Genomic DNA, 20,015 nt, shown 5'->3' with positions numbered 1-20,015 from the left:
TTAATTTAAAAACTAATTCAGAAGTGAATGACGTAGCGAATTTGTGGATTCAACATTTAATTCAACGTATTATCGTTGAACAGTTAGACATCCCTCCTCGCTTACAGTCAAAAATACTTTATAAAAAAAGGGGAAATACAAAAAATGAAGACATTAAAAGTCGTAGCTCATCGTCGTATTAGTACAGAAAGTCAAGATTTACGTATGCAAGAAAGCGCAGATGCTCCATATCGTGAACAACATCCTTCGAATCAGTTAGTTATCATTAACGAACATGGTGTTTCAGCTAATAAATTAAGTATTAAGGATCGACCTAAGATGCAAAAACTCATTAAAATGATTAAAAATAACGAGGTTAAAGTGCTGTACACGTTTGATCGCTCACGACTCTTTCGAGATTTCTATGAAGCAAACCTTTTTTTGTCATTGTGTAAAAAGCATAATGTAAAGATTATTTTTACTTCAAGTGGCCATCAACAAGCATCTGATAGCACATTGATTGAAGGTGTAATGAATATTGTGGGTGATATTGAAGGTGAAAATATCGCGAGAAGAAGCGCAGAAGCTAGAAAAAGGTTTCCTGCGCAAAAGTTTGGATATGAAAAAAAAAAGAAACTAAACAATACATCAAAGATTTAGTAAAATCAGCAATCATCATTGATTTCTTTAAAGAACTTGCCGAAGTTAAAAGTGTTTTGGAATTAGACAATGTATTAACCAAGTATAAGAAGTTGCTCAAAAAGAAACCTGATGACCTTCTTAAACTAGCCACTGATCCGTTCTATGCAGGTTATGATTTGAGTAATGGTGAAAACAAGCTTCAACACGTTGAACCATATTTATCGTTGAAAAGTTTTAAGGACTTACAAACTAAAAATGTAATGATTTCACAGTATGCAAATAAAAAGACGGAATTATTAAATGAGAATACATTTGAACCTTATTGTGGAAAGTGTGAAAAGCCAATGAAGTTTAAATTTAGCGTTTTAGAAGATAAGGCTTGGTATACTTGCTCAAATCAATCTAACCATCCAAAGATTCTGTTATCAACTCAGGATTTAACTTGCGTGGTGAATAGAATCCTAGATAAAGCGCTTCAAGAACTTGATACTAGTAAAATTATTAAAGATTCTCGGCAATACTTTAACAATATGCGCAAAGTTATTCATAAGGAACTATCTGCAATTACTAGAAAAAAGGAACAGCTGCGTCAAAGAATCATATTAGAGAATGATGAGCTGACAAACTGGAGAGATTCTCCAACTTACAGTGAACTATCAAAACTTGAAGATATGCAACAACAACTTCTAAAGGAAGTCAATGAAAAGGAAGAGTTACTACTAGATAATAAGGAGCTAACTATGTTAGCAACCGAATACTTACTTAAATCTAAACAGAAGAATCTTTTTTCCTTAGCTCCTATGCTTGTTGAGCGCTTAGATATTTACCCTGGAAAAATTAATATTACAATGAGTCGATTTGACTACCTAAAACATTTAAATAATCAGTACGTGTTTAAAGGAGGTAATTTGTATTGAAAATGGCTTTTGCATATATCCGTTACTCTTCTCATAAGCAAGTAGATAACAATAGTGTAGAAATTCAAAAACAACACATCCACGAATTTGCAAAGCGAAATCAATTGGTTGTACCTGAAGAATTTATTTTTATTGAAGAAGCCACAAGTGCTTACTCTAAATCTGCTAAACAAAGGAAACAACTAATGAACTTAAAGGAAAAGATGATTGAGATGAATATCTCAATCGTCATTTTCCACGATATTTCTCGTATGGATCGTACAGGTTATTCTTTTACAATTGATTTTTACCGCCCGCTATTGGAATATTTACCTAATTTAAACGTATATACGACAGAATCGAATGAACCAATCAATCCAAATAGCTTAAATACAAAAATGATTTTTTTACTATCTCAACATGAATCAGAAATTAAGTCAGAACGTGCTTTGAATAACTTAATGGGTGTGCTTCAACAAGAAAAAGCAAATCGTCCTGGTTCAATTGCTCCTTATGGATATACGCAAGTAGATAAGCAACTTGTTCCTAATCAGGACGCTGAAATTGTCTCATTTATTTCATTTCTTTATACCTGGGGATATTCTTTCAAAAAAATTGCATTTCTTTTAAATGAAGCCAATATCCCCTCTCCTACAGGAAAACAGTGGCCAACAAGTACAGTAGAAAAGATCTTAGGTAACTCTGTTTATACTGGTAACCTTACTTGGCATATTCATAAAGGGAAACATAAAAATAATGTATTTACATTTAAAGACTCACATGAGCCATTAATGAGCGCTTTTGAACTTCAACTACACTCATACAATAAACAAATTCAAAAAGAGTTTGGACGATTGGATACACCATTTTTATTTCTCAAAAAAATTAGATGTAGTCATTGTCACCAATCTCTTATTACGCAAAATGGATCTACAAAGCGTAATGGCGTTACCTATCACTACCATTACTACATTTGTAAAAATTGCGACTATAAAGTATCAATTGATAAAGTGCACAAACGCTTAGTTCCTTTGATTCTTCAACACATTCAACAGCTTACTTTATCAAAAGAGAATAAACAAATGACCTTAACTACACTGAGAAATATTGAAGCGAACCTTAAAGAAGTGATTTGTGAAGCTGAAAATACAGCTCATAGCCTCTTTAAAAAGTTAGAACAAGCTCAAAGCATTAAAGACCCTGAGTTAGAACTGCACATTACAGATATGATGGCTAAGAACGAAAACATGTTATTGACTTGCCAGCAAAAATTAACTGTCTTAGAAAGCTACTACCTAGCAGTTGAATCTAATGAATTTTTTGCAAGATTTGATAACGTTCTGGAGTATCAATTAGACTCACCTGAGCATCGACTTCTGATTTTATACTTCGTTGAATGCGTACTTATTTCTACTGATCAACAGCCACTTATTCAATATAAGGATAATATCTTTCAGTTTCTAGAGGCTTCTAAATCAAGTAGTGACGAATAGATTCGTTACCGAACATTTCAACATCTGAATAGTTGAAAAATAGAACAAAGTTTACAAGGGGTTTCAGTTTATAAAGTTCCTTTTAGAAACCCCTTATAAACAAGGATTATTGTTAATAATTTTCTATTTCCAAACTATAACAGGATACCGCCTTAGGTAAATTATGGACATTTATCATTATTATGGGCATGTAGCCGAAAATTATACATAAAACAATATTCATCTAGGGAGAACACATATTATGAAACACAGTTATTCAGGGACATTGATTACATATAACCTTTTACTAAAATGTTATTTAAGAATGAAGTTATTGGTCAATACTGCTAATGTAGCCCTATCAACATCTCATTTAACTCTTTTTTGGGGTGGTAACTTGAAATGAGATGCGCTATATATGCTCGTGTATCAACTGAATTAGATTCACAAAAAACTTCAATTCATAATCAAATTGACCTCTTTACTAATTATATTGCTGAAAAAGGCTGGGAGATTACGAAGATTTATACAGACAAACAATCTGGTACTAAATCAAATCGCCCTGGTTTAAAAGCACTTATTGAGGATGGAAAGAACGGAAAATTTGATGTCATCCTTGCTAAAGAATTATCACGGTTAGCTCGAAGCGGCCAACTTTCTTACAAAGTAAGAGATATATGTTTAGACCATAGTATCGATATTGTGTGTCTAGATGGCTCTATTAACACTTTAGAAAAAGACGATAGAAATTTTGGATTATATGCTTGGTTATATGAAAATGAATCTATCTCTACTAGTAAGAGAAGCAAAACAGCTAAGAAAACAAAAGCCAGAAGAGGTTTATTCGTAGGATCTAATCCTCCCTACGGCTACTACAGTGATAAAGGAGTCCTTAAAGTCCGCGCAGATGAAACTCCAAATGTTGTAAAGCGGATTTATAATGATTATATTGAGGGACAAGGTATGGATTCTATCGCAAAGCAACTTTCTCTTGAGAAAGTACCTACTCCTTCATTAATTGCTAACAAGTCCAATGCAACAGTTTACTGGCATGCTTCAAGTATTAAATTAATTTTAAGTAATCAACATTATTGCGGTGATTTAGTCCAAAACCGTACAGAAACAGTATCAGTAACGAAAACTAAGCGTAAACCTGTTTCTAAAGAAGACATGATTATTCTAGAAGGAACTCACGAAGCCATTATTTCAAGAGAAGTATTTCAAATCGTACAGACAATGTTAAAGAATTGTATGCGAACCAAAACTGCACCTAAGAAACATCTTTTCACTAACGTATTATATTGTTCTAACTGTGGCAAAGGCATGTGGTATAAACAAAATCAACGTGGTTATCGCTGTGGTGGAAACATTAAGCATGGAAACATCTTTTGCCCAAATCGCACAATCGTTAGAGAAAAAGAACTAAAGTACGCGATTTTAAATGATTTAAACGAGCTAACAAATGGATTTAGTACTGAAGATTTGCTAAAGCAAGTTGAACAAAAACTAAATTCTAAACAACGTAAATTGCAGAACGAACTTGTTCAAGTTGAAAGCAAAATTAACAATTGGAACGATCGAAACCAAAAATATTTTGACTCTTATTGTGATGGCATCATTACACATGAACAATATGAACAGTACAGCAAGAATAATCTTGATAAAATTGCTCAGTCTGAAGCGGTTAAAGCACAAATTAACATTCAGTTAGAAGAATGTAAAAACCAAACCTTTACAATGGATTTGAAGTCTAAATTAAAAGAATTTGCTTCCATTCAAGATTTAACCACTAAACTGCTACATTCTTTAGTGAAAAAAGTAACTTGTACTATTGATGGGAATGTTAATATTCACTATACTTTTGTGAACCCTTTCCAATAAAAAATAAAAGAAAGACAACAACCCTAAAGGGTTAGTTGTCTTCTTTTAAAATGAGTTGCGAGACCGATTCCACATGTGTCGTCACTATTAAGTGGATACAATTTATTATCCTCGTTGCCAGTATGTGAACACAATTCATTAGATGTTTTTGCTGTTTCTTTTTTCGCATTTTTTCTAGCAGGTTTAAATCTTTCGCCATCAAGACTGTTACTCAATCCCGTTTTATATACAAAAGTAATCATGGCGGGATCTTTGTTTCCGTCTTCATCTATTCCACCAACGATTACTTTTTCAACTACACTTTCAAATACATAACGATCAAAAGTATCAATAACCTCATTTTGTTCTAACACTTTTTTGAAGGCTAATAACCGTTTTTTAATGTCTTTTTCTTCTTCCAAATTCGATAATGACTTTTCTCTTTTTTGTACCTTTTCATTAATTTCTCGCGTCAATGAATTATATTTTTCTTCATACGTTTCTTTATCGATAATATCCTCTAATCTCATGTCCACTAATTTATTCTTTTTGTTTTCTAATCCTTGAATTTCTTTTTCAATTTTAGAAACTTCTTTGTGAATCGTATTGGAACTTAGGGCTTCTTCCATTCGTTGTAAAAATTCTTCTAATACATCCTTATTGTTATTGCACATAATACGGTAACTTTCTAGAAAAGCTTTTTCAATCGCTTCTTCCGGTATTCCTTTACTATCTGGACAAAATCTTTTCCCCTTCTTCGTACTTGTAACACACTGCCAAATCGTCTTACCGTATTTCGTTCCACTATGCCATCTACGTCTTGTTAATGTACTGCCACAATAAGCACAATCAATCATGCAGCTAAAAGCATATTTACGACTGAATTTTTCACGTTTACCACCATTTTTTTCTACCGTATTTCTTCCCCTACTTCGTCTTAATCTGATCTCCTGCGCTTTATCAAATATTTCAGCACTGACAATGGGTTCATGGTGATTTCTTAAATAATATTGATCTTCTTCTCCAAAATTTTCCAATCGACGTTTCGAAATAGGATCCAATGTGAAAGTTTTTCCCATTAAAAGATCGCCTTTATATTTTTCATTCTTAATAATTCCAAGTACCGTCGATTCAGCCCATGTTGGAGTACCTCTTTTAGTTTTATAGCCTAAATTCTCAAGTTCTCTTGCAATAATACTGCCCCCGGCTCCTTCAACATACCTGTGGAATATATAACGAACAATTTCTGCTTCTTTCTCGTTTACAGTTATACTCTTATCTTCTGGGTGATAATCATAACCGAGACAGCCTTGAAAACCGACTAATTCACCTCGTTTCATTTTCATCTTTAATCCTTTTTTTACATTAGAAGATATATTCTCAACTTCTTGTTGTGCTACTGAACTCAACACTACGAGTAACAATTCACCATCCATTGTAAGCGTGTTAATTTTTTCATCTTCAAAATAAACAGCTATATCTCTTTCCTTTAGCATACGGACATATTTCAACGTATCCAATGTATTTCTTGCAAATCTGGATATTGATTTTGTAATGACCATATCAATATCTCCATTCATACAGTCATTAATCAATCGCTGGAAATCTTCCCGCTTTGTTACCTGTGTTCCAGTAATTGCTTCGTCAGCATATATATCAGCTAATACCCATTCCATATTTTTCTTGATTAAATCCGAATAATATGCAACTTGTGACTTATAACTGTTTAACTGGTCTTCTGAATCTGTACTAACTCTACAATACGCTGCAACCCGAAGCCGTTCAATTTCTCTTCCACGTTTTTGGTTAGCCAAGTTACTATTTGCCCTAATCACTTCAACTCCTGACATAATAGCTCCTCCTTTTGTGTTCCTTATATACTTTGTATTATAGCATCGCTAGGAACACAATTCAGCTTGTAATGTCAGAAACAATACCATACTCTTTCATTAATTTGTTTTTTACAATATAATATTCTTTATCTGAAATTAGTTTACGGGTTAGCAGTTGTTTTAACATAGCAATTTGCATACTATATAGAATCAAATTCTGTTTCAAAAAAACGCCCCCTTACCTAATCTATTAAAAAATCAGACGGCTGTTGGTACAGCTCCACTGGAATTTCACCCCTGCAAGTATTTCTTCCAGCCCTACTCATAGCTTGCGACGCTTTGAACGCTCGAACCATGACGGTAGGGGAGTATCATTATCTTTACTGATGGGTTATCGCCAGCAATCCACCACAATTACATTAGATTCACAAATTATCGCTCGTTCCTAACGAAAGTCATGGCGTATGAATCAAGTGGCTCATCATCAGTAGAACGTATCTGATTTTTTGTTTATATTGCACGGCGTTATCTTCCGTGCTTTCTTTGTCAAAGAACAAATATATGATTAATGAAAGGGAAAACCTAACCATTCTGTATTCAAATTTTGAAAGCTAAAACAGATTGCATAAGCTTCGCTCGTAAGCGATCACGTGTATCTTCATCGATGCCCCAATAAGTGTTTCCTTGTTCATCACGGAGCTTACGCATGGATAGGCTTGTCATATAGCTTCCATAATGCAGAACAACTACTTTCATTGCTTCTGGCTCACCCTTATTTGCAGCTAAAATAATTGGGTACGGCAATAAACCACGCTCGTTGTTTTCAATATTAGAATTATTCATCCCATTCATCTGCATGTTCCTCCAAAAATCGCTTTAACCGTTCAAAAGAGCTTGTCCGCCTATACTGAACTGTACTACGTGGAATGTCGAGTAGTTGACCAATTTCCACATCAGACAGTTGAAAAAAATAGTATAGTAGGACAGTGATACGCTTTTCCTTTGGCAAGGTACGCATGGCTTCAGCAAGTAATTTCGGAGTGATTTTCTTTCCAGCCACTTGAAAACTTTGCCCTTCTTCTCCTTCATATTGCTTATCTAAGGTATAGAGTTGATTTTCTTCTTGTGGGGTGAGATCAGAAAATGTCATCTCCTTTGCTTGTCGTTGTTTTCTTTCATTAAAAATATTGATTGCTTCATTCTTCAAAACACGTTTACAAAAAGCATTAAATGCACAGCGAACTTGCCACTCGGTACGATCTGGTTCTATCAAGCATTTCCTCTCCCTTCGCAACTGCAAAGGTGGGTGATGATTTCCCCTTTCATAACCTTCAACAAGATTTTTTGTGAAATGCCAAAAATAAGAGAAGTTTTCTTAAAAAAATTGTGAAATGCACAAAAAAAGCCCAACTGAACATAAGCCAGCTAGGCATAAAATTTGACGCTTTCTATTAAATTTTTAGTTATAATAATCTGACAGCACTTTAAGATGTTTCTTGATATGGCTTGCGATATCCAATAAAGGTAAGCATAAATAAACACGGCGATAACCTCCTTCATACCGCCGTGTCCTTAAAAAAGAGCGAACTTAATACACCTTCCGTAATTCTATTTTTTAGAAAAATGGCGGCTTTGAAATTTCTTATTTTCAAAACCGCCGTTTGATATATTATCTTTCTATATACATTTTTCACACTACAAACAACGGTTTTTTAGTTATTTTGGAAACAATGTATAAGACCACGAATAAATAAAATCGGCGATAAAAACAATTCCCCAAATTATTCCGATTCCAAAGGTAACATCATTAGGATAAGGTGATTCTTTTGCTACTCCTTTCTCTATCCATGAAAAATCACTTAAATACATTTTTATCTCTGCGATGCTTTCCGTACCTATGATCCAAAGAATCGCTTGAACTGTAACAAAAATAAATAAATGTATATAGGAAGATTTACGATACTTTTTTGCAATATATTTAGGGTTATTATTCCTTTCAATAATTTTATAGTCTTTGTCAGACAATAATTCAACACCACGTAACGTTCCAATTTTTCTACGCATCCAACGATCTAATCTTATAAAATCAAATATTCCAAATGTAAACGCATAGATAATAAATACAGTAATAACAATTTGAAACGTTGAAATCTCTCCTGTTTGATGATAGACATACAACCCGAGCAGCCCTTCAAGTATTACCATAAACAAAAAGAGGAAAATGAACATAATGCTAAGTCTAGGTTTGTTAAAGAAATAACGAAATATACCAAATAGGATTAGTGCCCCTATAGACAATAATTCGATGAGGATAAACAATTCCCAATTGTATTCAAGAATAAGACCCAACTAAACTCCTCCTTTTTGGGAATGATTAGTATAAGATAATTACAACGGTATATCGAAAAGGAAACCTCTACTTAGATTTATGAACGATTTCTATTTTCAATCTGACTTATCCAATTTAAATCTGCCTCCAAATGTAAGAGTGTACCACTGATTAATAAATATTTATCGTCTTCACCCTGAATAAGTAACTCCGTTTTTAATTTAGTCAACTCCATTACATCTTTCATTATCATTGCTTTTTGTTGCTCAAGCATAATATTTTCTCGATCAAAGTGGATTTTTCGAGCGCAACTCCATTTAAAATGAAAGTCGTCCCTAGTAGAGTAATAAGGTACAGGTTCTAATAACCATTTTTTTAATTCATTTTCACCTTCCGCTTCTAATTTATATAACTTTCTTTCTTGGTCATCTATTCCTGCCGATGACACGAGTTGATCACGAATGAGACGGTCAAGGGTAGTATAAATCTGACCAGGGTTAATCTTTCCCTTGATACTTAGAAGAGACTCTAATTCTACTTTCAATTCGTATCCATGATTTTCTTGTAGGAATAACAATGTTAATATCCCGTACTTTACCGACATAATTTTAACCTTCTTTGAGTGATGACAAAATATTTATTTTACTAGCTGTCGTACTAGAAATCCAAGAGGCAAATAAACTTAGTAAAAGACCAGCAATCAATGCTACTCCAATATTACCAAGAGGTATCTGGAAAGATATGAAATCTCCCAAAAGCTTGGATTTACTAGTAACGTAAAGTAAAATCACACCTGATGCTACGCCTCCAATGACTCCTACCAAACCTATAAGTAACCCCTCACCAATTACCATCTTTCTTACTTGCTGTCTAGTAAATCCAAGCGCCCGCATCGTTCCAATCTCAGATGTACGTTCCAAGGTATTCATCAAAAGAGTATTAGCTGTACCAATACTAGCTAGACCAATAATTAGGAATAGCATAATTAATATTAATTCGTTCATACCAGATAACGCAGAAGTAGTTGATTTAATTTCATCTTCGACAGTTTTAACTTTTGAAAGGTGTTCATTGAAATCTATCCATAACTGATCTCGTAATTCCTCGCTGCTATATTTATCATTTAATGTTAGTAGCATATCAAAACTATTTCTCCAACCAAATTCATTATTTAAATGCTCCTCATCCATAAAGCCAACATATCCTGAATAATGAGAAGTATCCACAACGTCAATGACTTCAAATTTTTGTTTACCAGAAGGAGTATTTACGTGAATGTATTCTCCAACTTTTCCACCCCATTCATCAAAAGCCCGTTTACCGAGCAGGATAGATGGTTTCTTTTGTAACTCTTGATATAACGATTCTTTTTCAATATCTTCAAATAAAATAGGCCCTTTTTTACTTACGGCAAAAATAGAGAATTGTCTATTCTCTTCATTCATTGTTTCCCATGTAATGGGTGTGGCTTCCGTTAATGGGACAACATTTGCTACAGAATCATAAGAAAGTAGAGTTGTTATATCCTCACTAGACCAAGGAGCTTCCGATGTAGCTCTTAGATCACCTCCAAATGTATTTCTAATGTCACGTTCATAACCTTCAGGAGCAGATTCTATAACAGAGCTTAACAATAAGATTACTCCTATCCCTATGGCAAGGATAGCGGAAGTATTGGCATTTCGATTTAATTGCTGCGTAAGGCTATGCGTAGCTAAAATTCCTGAATAGCCAAAAAGTACTTTGAAAATTGGTTTAAAGATCTTACTTATTCCTTTTAGCAAGAATGGGAACAGCAAAATGATACTTGCTAAAATAGCTAGATAGGAAACGAAATGATCAATAAATATAAAAGTAAATAAGCCAACTCCTACAATACCTCTAAACACGTATTGTCTTTTCGATGATTCAGTTTGATTTGCCATTTTTAATGTTAAGAGCACCGAAGTTTTTCCCGCATTGTAAATAGGAAATAAGGAGAAAATAATGGGAAATACAATTCCTATTACTATGGCTGTTATTGTAGGTATTTTCCAATTCAAAGTGTAAACCATGTCAAATTCAAACACACTAAGCAAAATTTGCATAAACATATCGCCAAGCCAAATTCCAATTGGTACCCCTACAGCCGTACCAATTAATGATAAAATTATTACTTCAATTAAAACAAGCCTAGAAATAGAACTTTGTAAATAACCAAAACTTTTCATTATTGCAAATTCCTTTTTTCTCTCCATAACGCTTGTATAAATCATATTAAAGACAATGAATCCACTAATAAGCATAGATAAGCCAGCAATTAAGTAAAAAAATGTATAGAGTCCCCCAATATCGTTACTTTGTCGATCATCTGCGACAACTGGCTGTATATATACACTTGAATTACTAAATTCTTTTTGTAAAGATTGAAAAAGTTTTTCACCTTCTTCATTTGTTTGAAGCCTTACATATGAAAGCTCATTATCCATACTTGTCCATTCTCTTAACAAATCAAGTGGAGCCATGACTCTAAAACTGGTTGATTCAGCACTCTCCCAATTGCTCGGGCTTGCAAGTAACTGTGTATACTCAACTACAGCAGATATTTTAGCCTCTCCCAGATTAGTAAACTGAATGGTATCTCCTACTCTTTTATTTAGTAAATTTGCAAGAACATCGGGTATTACCAATCCCTCATTGTCTAAACTCCCTTCAATAACAGGAAGTTTTAATAAGGAACTGTTTTGATCATCCACACCTGTAATTCGTACAGATCGTTGATTTAGCGATTTATCACTTAGATCTATGAATGCTTGTTTATCAAGTACAAACAATGTTTCAGTAACGATTGGACTGTTTAAATGGGGTGAAACAGTCTCTTCCGAAAAGGTATGTTCATCACTTAAAAGCCAATAATCAGCATTTGCTACATACATTTGTTTATAATAATTAAAAACATCGTTTGTTGTTTTATCTGCGATTAACATAGATGTTATAAAGGAAACACCAATGATAATCCCAAGTAATGAAAAGAAAAATCTTTTTTTGTTTTGTGTTATGTTACGCCATGAAATTCGCCACATATTTAGCATAATCTTCATCCTTTCTAGAAATCACCTGATCGACAACTCCATCTTTAAAAAGAATAATTCGATCTGCAAATCCAGCTGCGAAAATATCATGTGTAACCATAACTATTGTTTGATTGTAATCTCGATTAAATTTTGTTATTAAACCAAGAATTTCTTCGGCTGTATTTCTATCTAAATTACCTGTTGGCTCATCTGCCAATAATACGGCAGGTTTGCTAACCAGTGCTCTGGCTATAGCCACACGTTGTTGTTGACCACCGCTAAGCAAATTAGCTCTTTTCTGACCAAGTCCTTTTAATCCAACAGAATCAAGTAATTCTAAAACTAATTGCTTTTTTTCTTTTGTTAAAGTTCCATCTGCATGAAGCGGAAAAGCTATATTTTCTTCTACATTTAAATTAGTAAGTAATTGATAATTTTGGAAAATGAATCCTATATTCTGTCTACGAAATATTGTTCTTTTCTTTTCCGTCATCTTATTTAAATAATGCTGATTAATTATAATATCTCCTTCAGTAGGTATATCAAGACCACCTAACAATTGGAGTAATGTGCTTTTTCCAGAGCCGCTAGGACCCATAATAGCTACAAATTCACCTTCTTGGATTTGTAAACTAACATTTTTTAATACTTTTATTCTTTCTTGTCCTTGTGAAAATTCCTTTTTAAGATTTTTAACCTGAATCACTTTATCAATCCCTCCTATTTTCAATATTATTATATACTAAGTATATAATAATTCAATATATTTTTATTGCAAATGGAGTTTATTACCCTATATATTCCTACTTTCAATAATAAAGCTAATTATTGTTTATATACTAAGTACTTAAAGTGTGGATTTTATTAATAAAGTTTAATAATCATCAATTGTCAAGAATGATAAAAGTGAAACAGGTTTAAATAATAATTTATTAATATTAATTTTCAGCAAACAAACTGTTAGCACAGTTACTTAACAATCATCCAATTTATATCTTTCTCTAAAGTTAGTACATATTGAGAAAGCTGCGTTGCCTTTGTTGTCCCATCTAAGTACTTCACCGATATCCAAACATACACCTGATTTCCAGACTGTTGGAATATAGGATTAACTAGCTCTGAAAATATATAGTCTTTGCCAATCGGTGGTAAGGCATTATTTTTCACATAATAAGCAAGTTCTTTATCAGTGGCAGTAGGATAAAATGTAAAGAATGTCTCCAAAAACTCTGTCACTTCTTGCACAGTATCAGAATCAGCCGTTCCGTTACTTTCAGGTTGTTGTGGCTCATAATCTGATTTATTCGGTAAGCTCCATAAGGTAGGATTTTGTGTAATGACTAAGTTTCCTGCATTATCTTGATGAAGAAGTATTCGATATGTGGATCGAACCCTTTCGCTATTTTTATCTTCCGTAATTTTTTGATCTACCGAATAAACAACCGTATAGGTATTATCATTTTCTGGTGATACTGACCAGATATCAATATTACCTACGCTGGAACTAGTAGGAATATCATCTCTTACGGTATCGATATTTAAAGCTTGTAATTCCTCTGTCAAATAGTGACTGATCTTTTCCGCCCGTTGTTCAATGGAATCTTTTTCATTTTCCCATGTGTAGTAATCTTTCACAAAGTTTTTCGTAAAGCTCTCAATCGCATTCGTATCCATGATCTTGGTTTCAATGATTTCTCTATCATGAACGGTATGTTGATCAATTGCTGTAAAGTTTTTATAGATTCCAAAGGCAAGACTTCCAATGAGGACTATCCATAAAAACACCACTGACTTTTTACGTGGTCCAACTGTCTTTACTTTTATTTTTTTAGGTTTTGGTTCTTTCGTTTGCTTGTCTTGCTTTTTAAATAATCCCTTCATTTTATCTAACCCTTTCTATTGTTTAATCCGTCCAGCTCCTATTAGGTGTTTTTGCCAGTAAGAAGACGTCAAATCCGCATAACCAATCGGATCACCTGCGTTATACATTTGGTTGTTTCCAACATAGATCCCAACGTGCGTGACATACGTTCCCGCGTTATACGTAGAATGAAAAAATACTAAATCCCCAGGTTTTGCTACTGAAAGAGGAATATGCTCAGTTACGTTATATTGCTGTTGTGCTGTTCGGGGCAAATTAATCCCAGCTTTCCGATAGCTCCACTGCGTGAGTCCACTACAATCAAATGAAGTATTTGGATTATCTCCACCAAAGACATAAGGAAACCCTTCGTATTTTAATGCTTCATTCATGACAATCTGAACCATTTCATCATCAAATTGAGGCGAAATAAAATACTGACTCACTAAATCGACATAAAACATATTGCCATAACGGTACCGCCAACCACCATTTTTCTTTACGGCTATTGGATTAGAGTAAGTGACTTTACTGCCCCCTGACCGTTCCTTCGCAAAGCTTTCAGCTAATTTAAAAGAGTAAGAGCTTCCTTGTTTTGCGACATAATCAATAAAAGCACCGCCATAGTTGTAAGCCTGAATGACTGTATTCTCATCGATACCGTTTGCTTTTGCGGAACGTAATAAATCTGAAAAGTATTTTGTTCCTTGTTGAATCGAAGCTTCGGTATCCAATGTGTTAGGCGGTAATCCCAACGATTCACTTGATTGCATTACGTCTGTAAGTTTGCCACCACTCTCTACTTGGATAATGGCAAGTAGAATAGAGACATACTCACTAATTCCATATTCTTGTGCATATTTCTCTACCATTGGCTGATGTTTTAACACATTCGCAGAAACCGATATACCACCTATCTCACCAATGAAGTCACCACCATCTGATGAATATTCTTCATTCGATATAAAAACAGCTACAAATGCTAATAGCCCAAGCAACGCAAGAAATCCTAATCCCCCAGCAATGAACATAACCTTTAATCTCATGACTTTCATTAGCGTTTCCTCCTAGTTGCATGGATTGGACGCTTACTGATTTGTTTCTGATTTGTACGTTTCAACGGTTTAGAGGGACGCCTAATGATTTTCCTACTATTTTTTGGTCGAGAACGTTCTTCATTGATAGGTCGGGTTCCTTTTTTAACAGGTTGTTTGGGATTATCAGTAAAATGCTCTTTTCTGTCTGGACTCGATAACTGTCGTTGTAATTTGAATTGCTTCATATGCTCGCTTTTTGTGACAGGTCTTGTCTTTTCTTTTTGTTGAACAGTTGGGTTCTTTAATCTATCTTGATGTGCAGATTCATTGGCATCATGCGTGACTGGTCGTTCATAACTAGCAGTCTTTCGAGAAAGGGTACGTTTTTTATCCAATGCTTGCCGCCTATCTGCAATGGTTTGACGATGTTTTGCTTGACGGTCTGCATGTGTTTTTTGTCTCTTTTCCTTTGCTTGCTTCATACCTTCTTTAAAATCACGGGCAGGTTTTGTAAGCTGTTCTTTTCCTTGCATCACCGCATATTGAGCAGTAGTAGGTAAATCATGTAGTTGTTCTTTACGATGATCTATATTTGCACGGAACTGACTTTTCGCACCAAGCACTTTTCCTGTGACTTGACCTACTTTCTGACTTAAAGATGTTGATTTCGTGCGATCAGTTGGCCGTTCTTTGTTATTTTTTGTAGTCGATGTTAACCGTTGCGATGGGCGTAGGGGAGAGAACGAGCCTTTTGTTTGCTTTGATTTTCCAACCATTGCCCCGACCGTTGCTCCAGCTGTTGCCCCTGCAAGGGTGCGTCCGATTGTTCGCTGCAATCGACGACTGCCACGATTGAACATTCGGTAAGGACGACGCATGACTTGACGTCCAACTTGTTGCGAATCATTACTTTGCAGTTTAAACATGCTCATAATGTCACCGAGTTTCATGTAAATCCCTGCAAACGTCACGATCTGCAAAAAGGCAATCAAGAAAAATGGAAAACTTGTTGTTAAACTGTAAAGCATGGATGAAATACTAAAAGCAACTGTAATAATGAGCGTGATACCAGCCCGAAGCATAATTACATTAAACAACTTCATAATCGCCTGCTTTCCCATGTTTTCAAAGGTGGGTATCATGGAAAGTAGAAAACTAATTGGTAGAAACATCGCATAGATAATAAACAATATTTGCGAGAAAATCATAATTCCCGATAGTAGAAACACGAAAATAGAGATACCGATATTAAACAGAAATAAAAAGAAGACCATTCCTAAACGTGTGGTGGTCTTCGTAATGGTTAAGTTTTTATTGTCGTGATCTTCAATTTCTGCTTTGACAGCATCTTCACGATCTTTCCCGTTATTCGTATCAGGATTGATAGAAACTAAGTTTTCAACACGTTCTTCGCCAATCGTTTCTTTATCCGAATCATCAAATTGTAATAACATCCAAGGCTGTTCCACTTGAATAGAAAAGAGGTTATTCCGTATCATATCGACACTATCTTTTCCTTGGCTACTCGAATTCGGCATCAAGATTTTAGTACCTAAATCTAAACTTGCTTGACTAATATCTGCTGAAAAGTCATTAATTTTAGCGATATACGTTGGGGCATAGGCAATAAAGGAGGCCGACAAAATAAAAACGACTAAAAAGTTTAGGATCGCTCGAATCGCTTTCGTCGTTTCTCGTTTCATTAAACCTGTATAAGCCACGTAAATTCCAATGACTAAAATGAAAAGAAGCAAGAAGCCTACATAAAATCCTGAACTGCTGAAACCACTTGCCGTAATTCCAGCTAATGTTTGCATGTTTTTGCCGATGGCATCTGCCGTTTGTGAAATAAAATCGAGAGAATAAGCTTGTTGGATTAAGTAGCCTGTCGCATTTGATAAATATAAGCTAATAATCCAAATGAAATTAGTGATTGTATATAAGCCATACATGACCTGTTTACCTATGCCATCATCCCAGTTCCACGGCAACCAATCCCAACCCGAATCCACGTAGAAATCTAATTGATAATGGTCAAGTGGGTACAAGGAATAGAGATTATCTTCTGACACCGTATCATCAACTAAGCCAGCTGCTTGAGCTAATGTTCCAAGTAAAAGAAGACATAGAAAAACGGCAGTACCAATAAGTACCACCGTTAAGACAATCTTTTTCCATTTTTGTTTTTTCAAATTAATCGCCACCTTTCTTCTCCTGTGTCGGTGGACGCGTGTCAAAAGCATAAAACAAATCTTCAAAGACAGGATGGACTTGAATAATCCCCACACGCCCATATAAGTCTTGAATTAAACATTGTCCGTTTTCCAGTTCCCGTAATCGCCTTTGATTCGATTCATCTTCCGCATCCACACCAAAGAATTGAAGAGTTTTCTTTATTTCTGTCATATCTCTAGAACGAAAGGCGAACTTTACACCGATGTTATTCTTCAATTTTTCATCGGTTAAATCGTCCGCATTCTGTGTAACAAAGTAGACACCAGCATTCATCGCACGCCCTGCACGTACTAATTTATTTGAAAGTGTTTTTCCTTGTGCGACTTGTAGAAATGACCAAGCTTCATCTAAGTCCACGATTTTAAATACGCTACGATCTGAATGAATAAAGTCTAGTGCAAAAGTGGAAATGACAATCAACATGGCGACACTCAAAAGTTCCATGGTTGTATATTCTTCAAAACTTGTTTCTGCGTCTGGTAACACCAAATCCGCAACTTGAATGATATTCAACTGTTTTTCTAAACTAATCGAATTTTCCACTGTACCATCCGAAAAGAGTAGGTGGGCAAAGTCATAATCCGTAAAACTTTCGATATGGTCAGCGATGGGACCAGCTAATGGATTGGGGTCACTTCTTAATTCATGAATCACGAGAAGCAAACCACGTTCCTCCTGTTGACCAACAGCTCGAATCGCTCGTCGTAATACAGGGAATTTATCTCCATCCCGACTCGATATACCTGTGAGAAAGGTAAGAATATCAATCGCAAGACTTTCCGAATCCTTTTTCTTTTTCATGATGACAAAAGGGTCAAGTAGTCCTTTATTGCTTTCCTCACTCGTTAAATTAACAATATTTATTTCATGAGCAATTTCAGGCAACATTTCTTTCCATCTTCCTCGTTCCGCCTTTGGATCAACAATGAGTGCTTGACCACCAAAGAGAACGGCATAATAAACAAGCAGGTTATTAGAAAAAGATTTCCCACCACCAAGTGAACCTAAGAATGCAGAAGCTAACGCATTGGTGACAGAACCTTTCACGCCTTGACTAGCTAGGCTTGGATTGAGATAGACATTTCTTCCTGTGTCCAAGTTGTAGCCAAAATAAATCCCTTCCGTTTCTCCGAGCATTTGCGTTGCGCCAAACCCAAGACCTGCCAAAAAATCAGATGTAACATACTGAATATAATCATTCATATACCGCTTACTGGCTGGGATAAATTCACTGTGTAAACCAATCATATCTCCAAACGGACGAACAAGTTTTACGTTCAAATCATCATAAAAATCTTTTACCTCATTACAACGCTGTTTGAGTTCATCCAAGTTAGGGGCAGATACTCGAATGACATAGCTTAACTTATACATTGCTTCTTTACTTTGATCGAGCACATCTTCTAATTCATTGACCTGTTCCAATGCGTCGATGACATTGCTGCCTGTTTCGTTATCGGATTCCCAGGCATGATTATCCAAGTCTTTAAGTTCCTTTTTCTTGTTCCGAACGGTAGACAATGCTTTTTTGTTTGTTACAATTTCCACGTTCATGGAGGTATCTATTGGAAAATCAAATTGTTGTTGTTGATAATAAAAGATTTCATCCGATGGAAATTCCAAATCACCGACAATGGAATTAATCGTAAAGTAGGCCACATATGTTGTTTGTTCTTCCTGTTCGATTTTTAAATAGCGTTGGTTTTCCTCAATTAAACAACGGGACGGTTTAATCAGATCATATCGTTTCACTAAAGTTTCCCTTTTAAATTTCTTTAGAGGGAGAGCATAATCATACTCGTCATAAGCCATTCCAGTTTGTCCATGAAGATGTTCAATCAAATAACCAAAGTCATTTTTATTTAAAGGGCGGATCTTAAAACGTCTCGATATTTTGTTTTGTAATAAAGATTCCATTTTAGAGAAACGTCTCATTTCTTCATGCGGTATGGAAACAAAATCTCCCATCAGGTGATGGTTTACATCACGGACAAATGAAGAAAGTGAATTTTTGATGTTTTTCCCTATTGATTTCATATTGACTTCTTCTTCATTGAGTAACAGTTTAAAACCGATAAAGAAACGATAATCGACTTGGTGTTCACCAATCATCGAAACAAGTGCCTCTGTTTGGTCGTCAATCCGTTCATAAGCAACCTCTTGTAATCGTCCTATGACTAATTCTTTGCTTCGTTCTTGTACCGAGCGAATACTACTAGCGGTACTGATCTGTAAAGCATGAATTTTGCCGTCTTGATTTTGTGCGATTAATTGGCGAAAGTTATCATGCACCTGTACTTTTTCATCCTCCGATAAAAAGGAATAATTATATGGCAACAGCTCATAATACGCAAAACATTCACCATCATGGTTGAAAACGAGATTATTTTCAAGGTATTTAATCGGATAACGCATGGACTTCACTCCTAACAGCGGTGATATTTTCATTTACTTTCACACGTTGTAGTTTGATAGGTTTTCCTGCATAGGTGACTTTTGGTCTAAACCAATATGTCAATGCAGACTTGAGAAAGCTATACGGTTTTTTACCATCGAATGTTTTTTGACTCATAAACCAAGTCAAACCAATTGGAATTCCAACATATTTTAATAACGCCCCATCAATCAAGGAGAGGGGAGGGAGGTTTCCAAGTAGCATGACAGCTAAAAGAGAAAGCACAAACCATGACATTTGGTTAAAGGTCACTGGGAAAGGTAATCGAAAATCATTAATTGCGTAAATCACTTTTTCAACTGACCAAATACGTGTATAACTTTTTAATTTTTTCATTTATTTCGTTCCTTTCTATATTTGAGAT

At 34.9% G+C, this 20,015-nt stretch carries 18 protein-coding genes; 5 read left to right on the top strand and 13 right to left on the bottom strand.

Annotated elements, in window-relative coordinates:
* The 5 genes from BFL01S_RS20900 to BFL01S_RS07405 form a co-directional block, all read left to right on the top strand.
* Positions 1 to 182, top strand: a 182-nt coding sequence (locus tag BFL01S_RS20900) for a hypothetical protein (RefSeq protein ID WP_218008534.1), incomplete at its 5' end; no start/stop codon positions are given.
* Positions 145 to 639, top strand: coding sequence for a recombinase family protein (locus BFL01S_RS07420; RefSeq protein WP_061785335.1), 495 nt, complete (start codon positions 145 to 147; stop codon positions 637 to 639). The genes BFL01S_RS20900 and BFL01S_RS07420, both read left to right, overlap by 38 nt.
* 56 nt (positions 640 to 695) lie before the next feature.
* On the top strand, positions 696 to 1,538 hold the full coding sequence (locus BFL01S_RS07415; RefSeq protein WP_061785334.1) for a hypothetical protein: 843 nt from the start codon (positions 696 to 698) through the stop codon (positions 1,536 to 1,538).
* Positions 1,539 to 1,540: 2 nt separating this feature from the next.
* The gene (locus tag BFL01S_RS07410) at positions 1,541 to 3,010 is read left to right on the top strand and encodes a recombinase family protein (RefSeq protein ID WP_235859209.1); all 1,470 of its coding nucleotides are present in this window, start codon (positions 1,541 to 1,543) and stop codon (positions 3,008 to 3,010) included.
* Positions 3,011 to 3,391: 381 nt separating this feature from the next.
* Positions 3,392 to 4,870: a recombinase family protein gene (locus BFL01S_RS07405; RefSeq protein ID WP_061785332.1), complete on the top strand. Its 1,479-nt coding sequence runs from the start codon at positions 3,392 to 3,394 to the stop codon at positions 4,868 to 4,870.
* Positions 4,871 to 4,893: 23 nt separating this feature from the next.
* Here BFL01S_RS07405 and BFL01S_RS07400 read toward each other — a convergent pair whose 3' ends face one another.
* From BFL01S_RS07400 to BFL01S_RS07340, 13 genes are all read right to left on the bottom strand, one after another.
* Entirely contained in the window at positions 4,894 to 6,699 is a 1,806-nt protein-coding gene (locus BFL01S_RS07400) for a recombinase family protein (RefSeq protein ID WP_061785331.1), read from the bottom strand.
* A gap of 61 nt (positions 6,700 to 6,760) precedes the next feature.
* Positions 6,761 to 6,907, bottom strand: coding sequence for an SHOCT domain-containing protein (locus tag BFL01S_RS07395; protein ID WP_033826638.1), 147 nt, complete (start codon positions 6,905 to 6,907; stop codon positions 6,761 to 6,763).
* 371 nt (positions 6,908 to 7,278) lie between these two features.
* Complete coding sequence (locus tag BFL01S_RS07390; RefSeq protein WP_033826639.1) at positions 7,279 to 7,533, bottom strand: helix-turn-helix domain-containing protein; 255 nt, start codon at positions 7,531 to 7,533, stop codon at positions 7,279 to 7,281.
* Positions 7,517 to 7,954, bottom strand: a complete 438-nt coding sequence (locus tag BFL01S_RS07385) for an RNA polymerase sigma factor (RefSeq protein ID WP_061785330.1) — start codon at positions 7,952 to 7,954, stop codon at positions 7,517 to 7,519. The genes BFL01S_RS07390 and BFL01S_RS07385 overlap by 17 nt, the downstream gene beginning before the upstream one ends.
* 443 nt (positions 7,955 to 8,397) lie before the next feature.
* On the bottom strand, positions 8,398 to 9,030 hold the full coding sequence (locus tag BFL01S_RS07380; protein ID WP_061785329.1) for a hypothetical protein: 633 nt from the start codon (positions 9,028 to 9,030) through the stop codon (positions 8,398 to 8,400).
* Positions 9,031 to 9,107: 77 nt separating this feature from the next.
* The gene (locus BFL01S_RS07375) at positions 9,108 to 9,614 is read right to left on the bottom strand and encodes a PadR family transcriptional regulator (protein WP_061785328.1); all 507 of its coding nucleotides are present in this window, start codon (positions 9,612 to 9,614) and stop codon (positions 9,108 to 9,110) included.
* A 4-nt stretch (positions 9,615 to 9,618) separates the two neighbouring features.
* Entirely contained in the window at positions 9,619 to 12,081 is a 2,463-nt protein-coding gene (locus BFL01S_RS07370) for an ABC transporter permease (protein ID WP_061785337.1), read from the bottom strand.
* Positions 12,050 to 12,769 carry an ABC transporter ATP-binding protein gene (locus tag BFL01S_RS07365; RefSeq protein ID WP_061785327.1) on the bottom strand — a complete coding sequence of 240 codons (720 nt, stop codon included), beginning with the start codon at positions 12,767 to 12,769 and terminating at the stop codon, positions 12,050 to 12,052. The genes BFL01S_RS07370 and BFL01S_RS07365 overlap by 32 nt, the downstream gene beginning before the upstream one ends.
* Positions 12,770 to 13,032: 263 nt before the next feature.
* Positions 13,033 to 13,944, bottom strand: coding sequence for a conjugal transfer protein (locus tag BFL01S_RS07360; RefSeq protein ID WP_061785326.1), 912 nt, complete (start codon positions 13,942 to 13,944; stop codon positions 13,033 to 13,035).
* A gap of 15 nt (positions 13,945 to 13,959) precedes the next feature.
* Positions 13,960 to 14,970 (bottom strand): bifunctional lytic transglycosylase/C40 family peptidase, encoded by a 1,011-nt coding sequence (locus BFL01S_RS07355; RefSeq protein ID WP_061785336.1) that lies wholly within the window; start codon positions 14,968 to 14,970, stop codon positions 13,960 to 13,962.
* Between the two features lie 8 nt (positions 14,971 to 14,978).
* Positions 14,979 to 17,204 carry a CD3337/EF1877 family mobilome membrane protein gene (locus BFL01S_RS07350; RefSeq protein WP_061785325.1) on the bottom strand — a complete coding sequence of 742 codons (2,226 nt, stop codon included), beginning with the start codon at positions 17,202 to 17,204 and terminating at the stop codon, positions 14,979 to 14,981.
* A complete protein-coding gene (gene tcpF, locus BFL01S_RS07345; RefSeq protein ID WP_061785324.1) occupies positions 17,155 to 19,611 on the bottom strand; it encodes a conjugal transfer ATPase TcpF in 2,457 nt (818 codons plus the stop codon). Before tcpF ends, BFL01S_RS07350 begins: the two co-directional genes overlap by 50 nt.
* A complete protein-coding gene (locus BFL01S_RS07340) occupies positions 19,595 to 19,987 on the bottom strand; it encodes a conjugal transfer protein (protein ID WP_061785323.1) in 393 nt (130 codons plus the stop codon). Before BFL01S_RS07340 ends, tcpF begins: the two co-directional genes overlap by 17 nt.
* Positions 19,988 to 20,015 lie beyond the last annotated feature (28 nt).

Origin of the sequence: Priestia flexa NBRC 15715 (assembly GCF_001591565.1) — a bacterium.
In the GTDB taxonomy this organism is placed as follows: Bacteria; Bacillota; Bacilli; order Bacillales; family Bacillaceae_H; genus Priestia; species Priestia flexa.
Note: the sequence above shows the minus strand (reverse complement) of the source record. Positions and strands in the feature narration are given on the sequence as shown.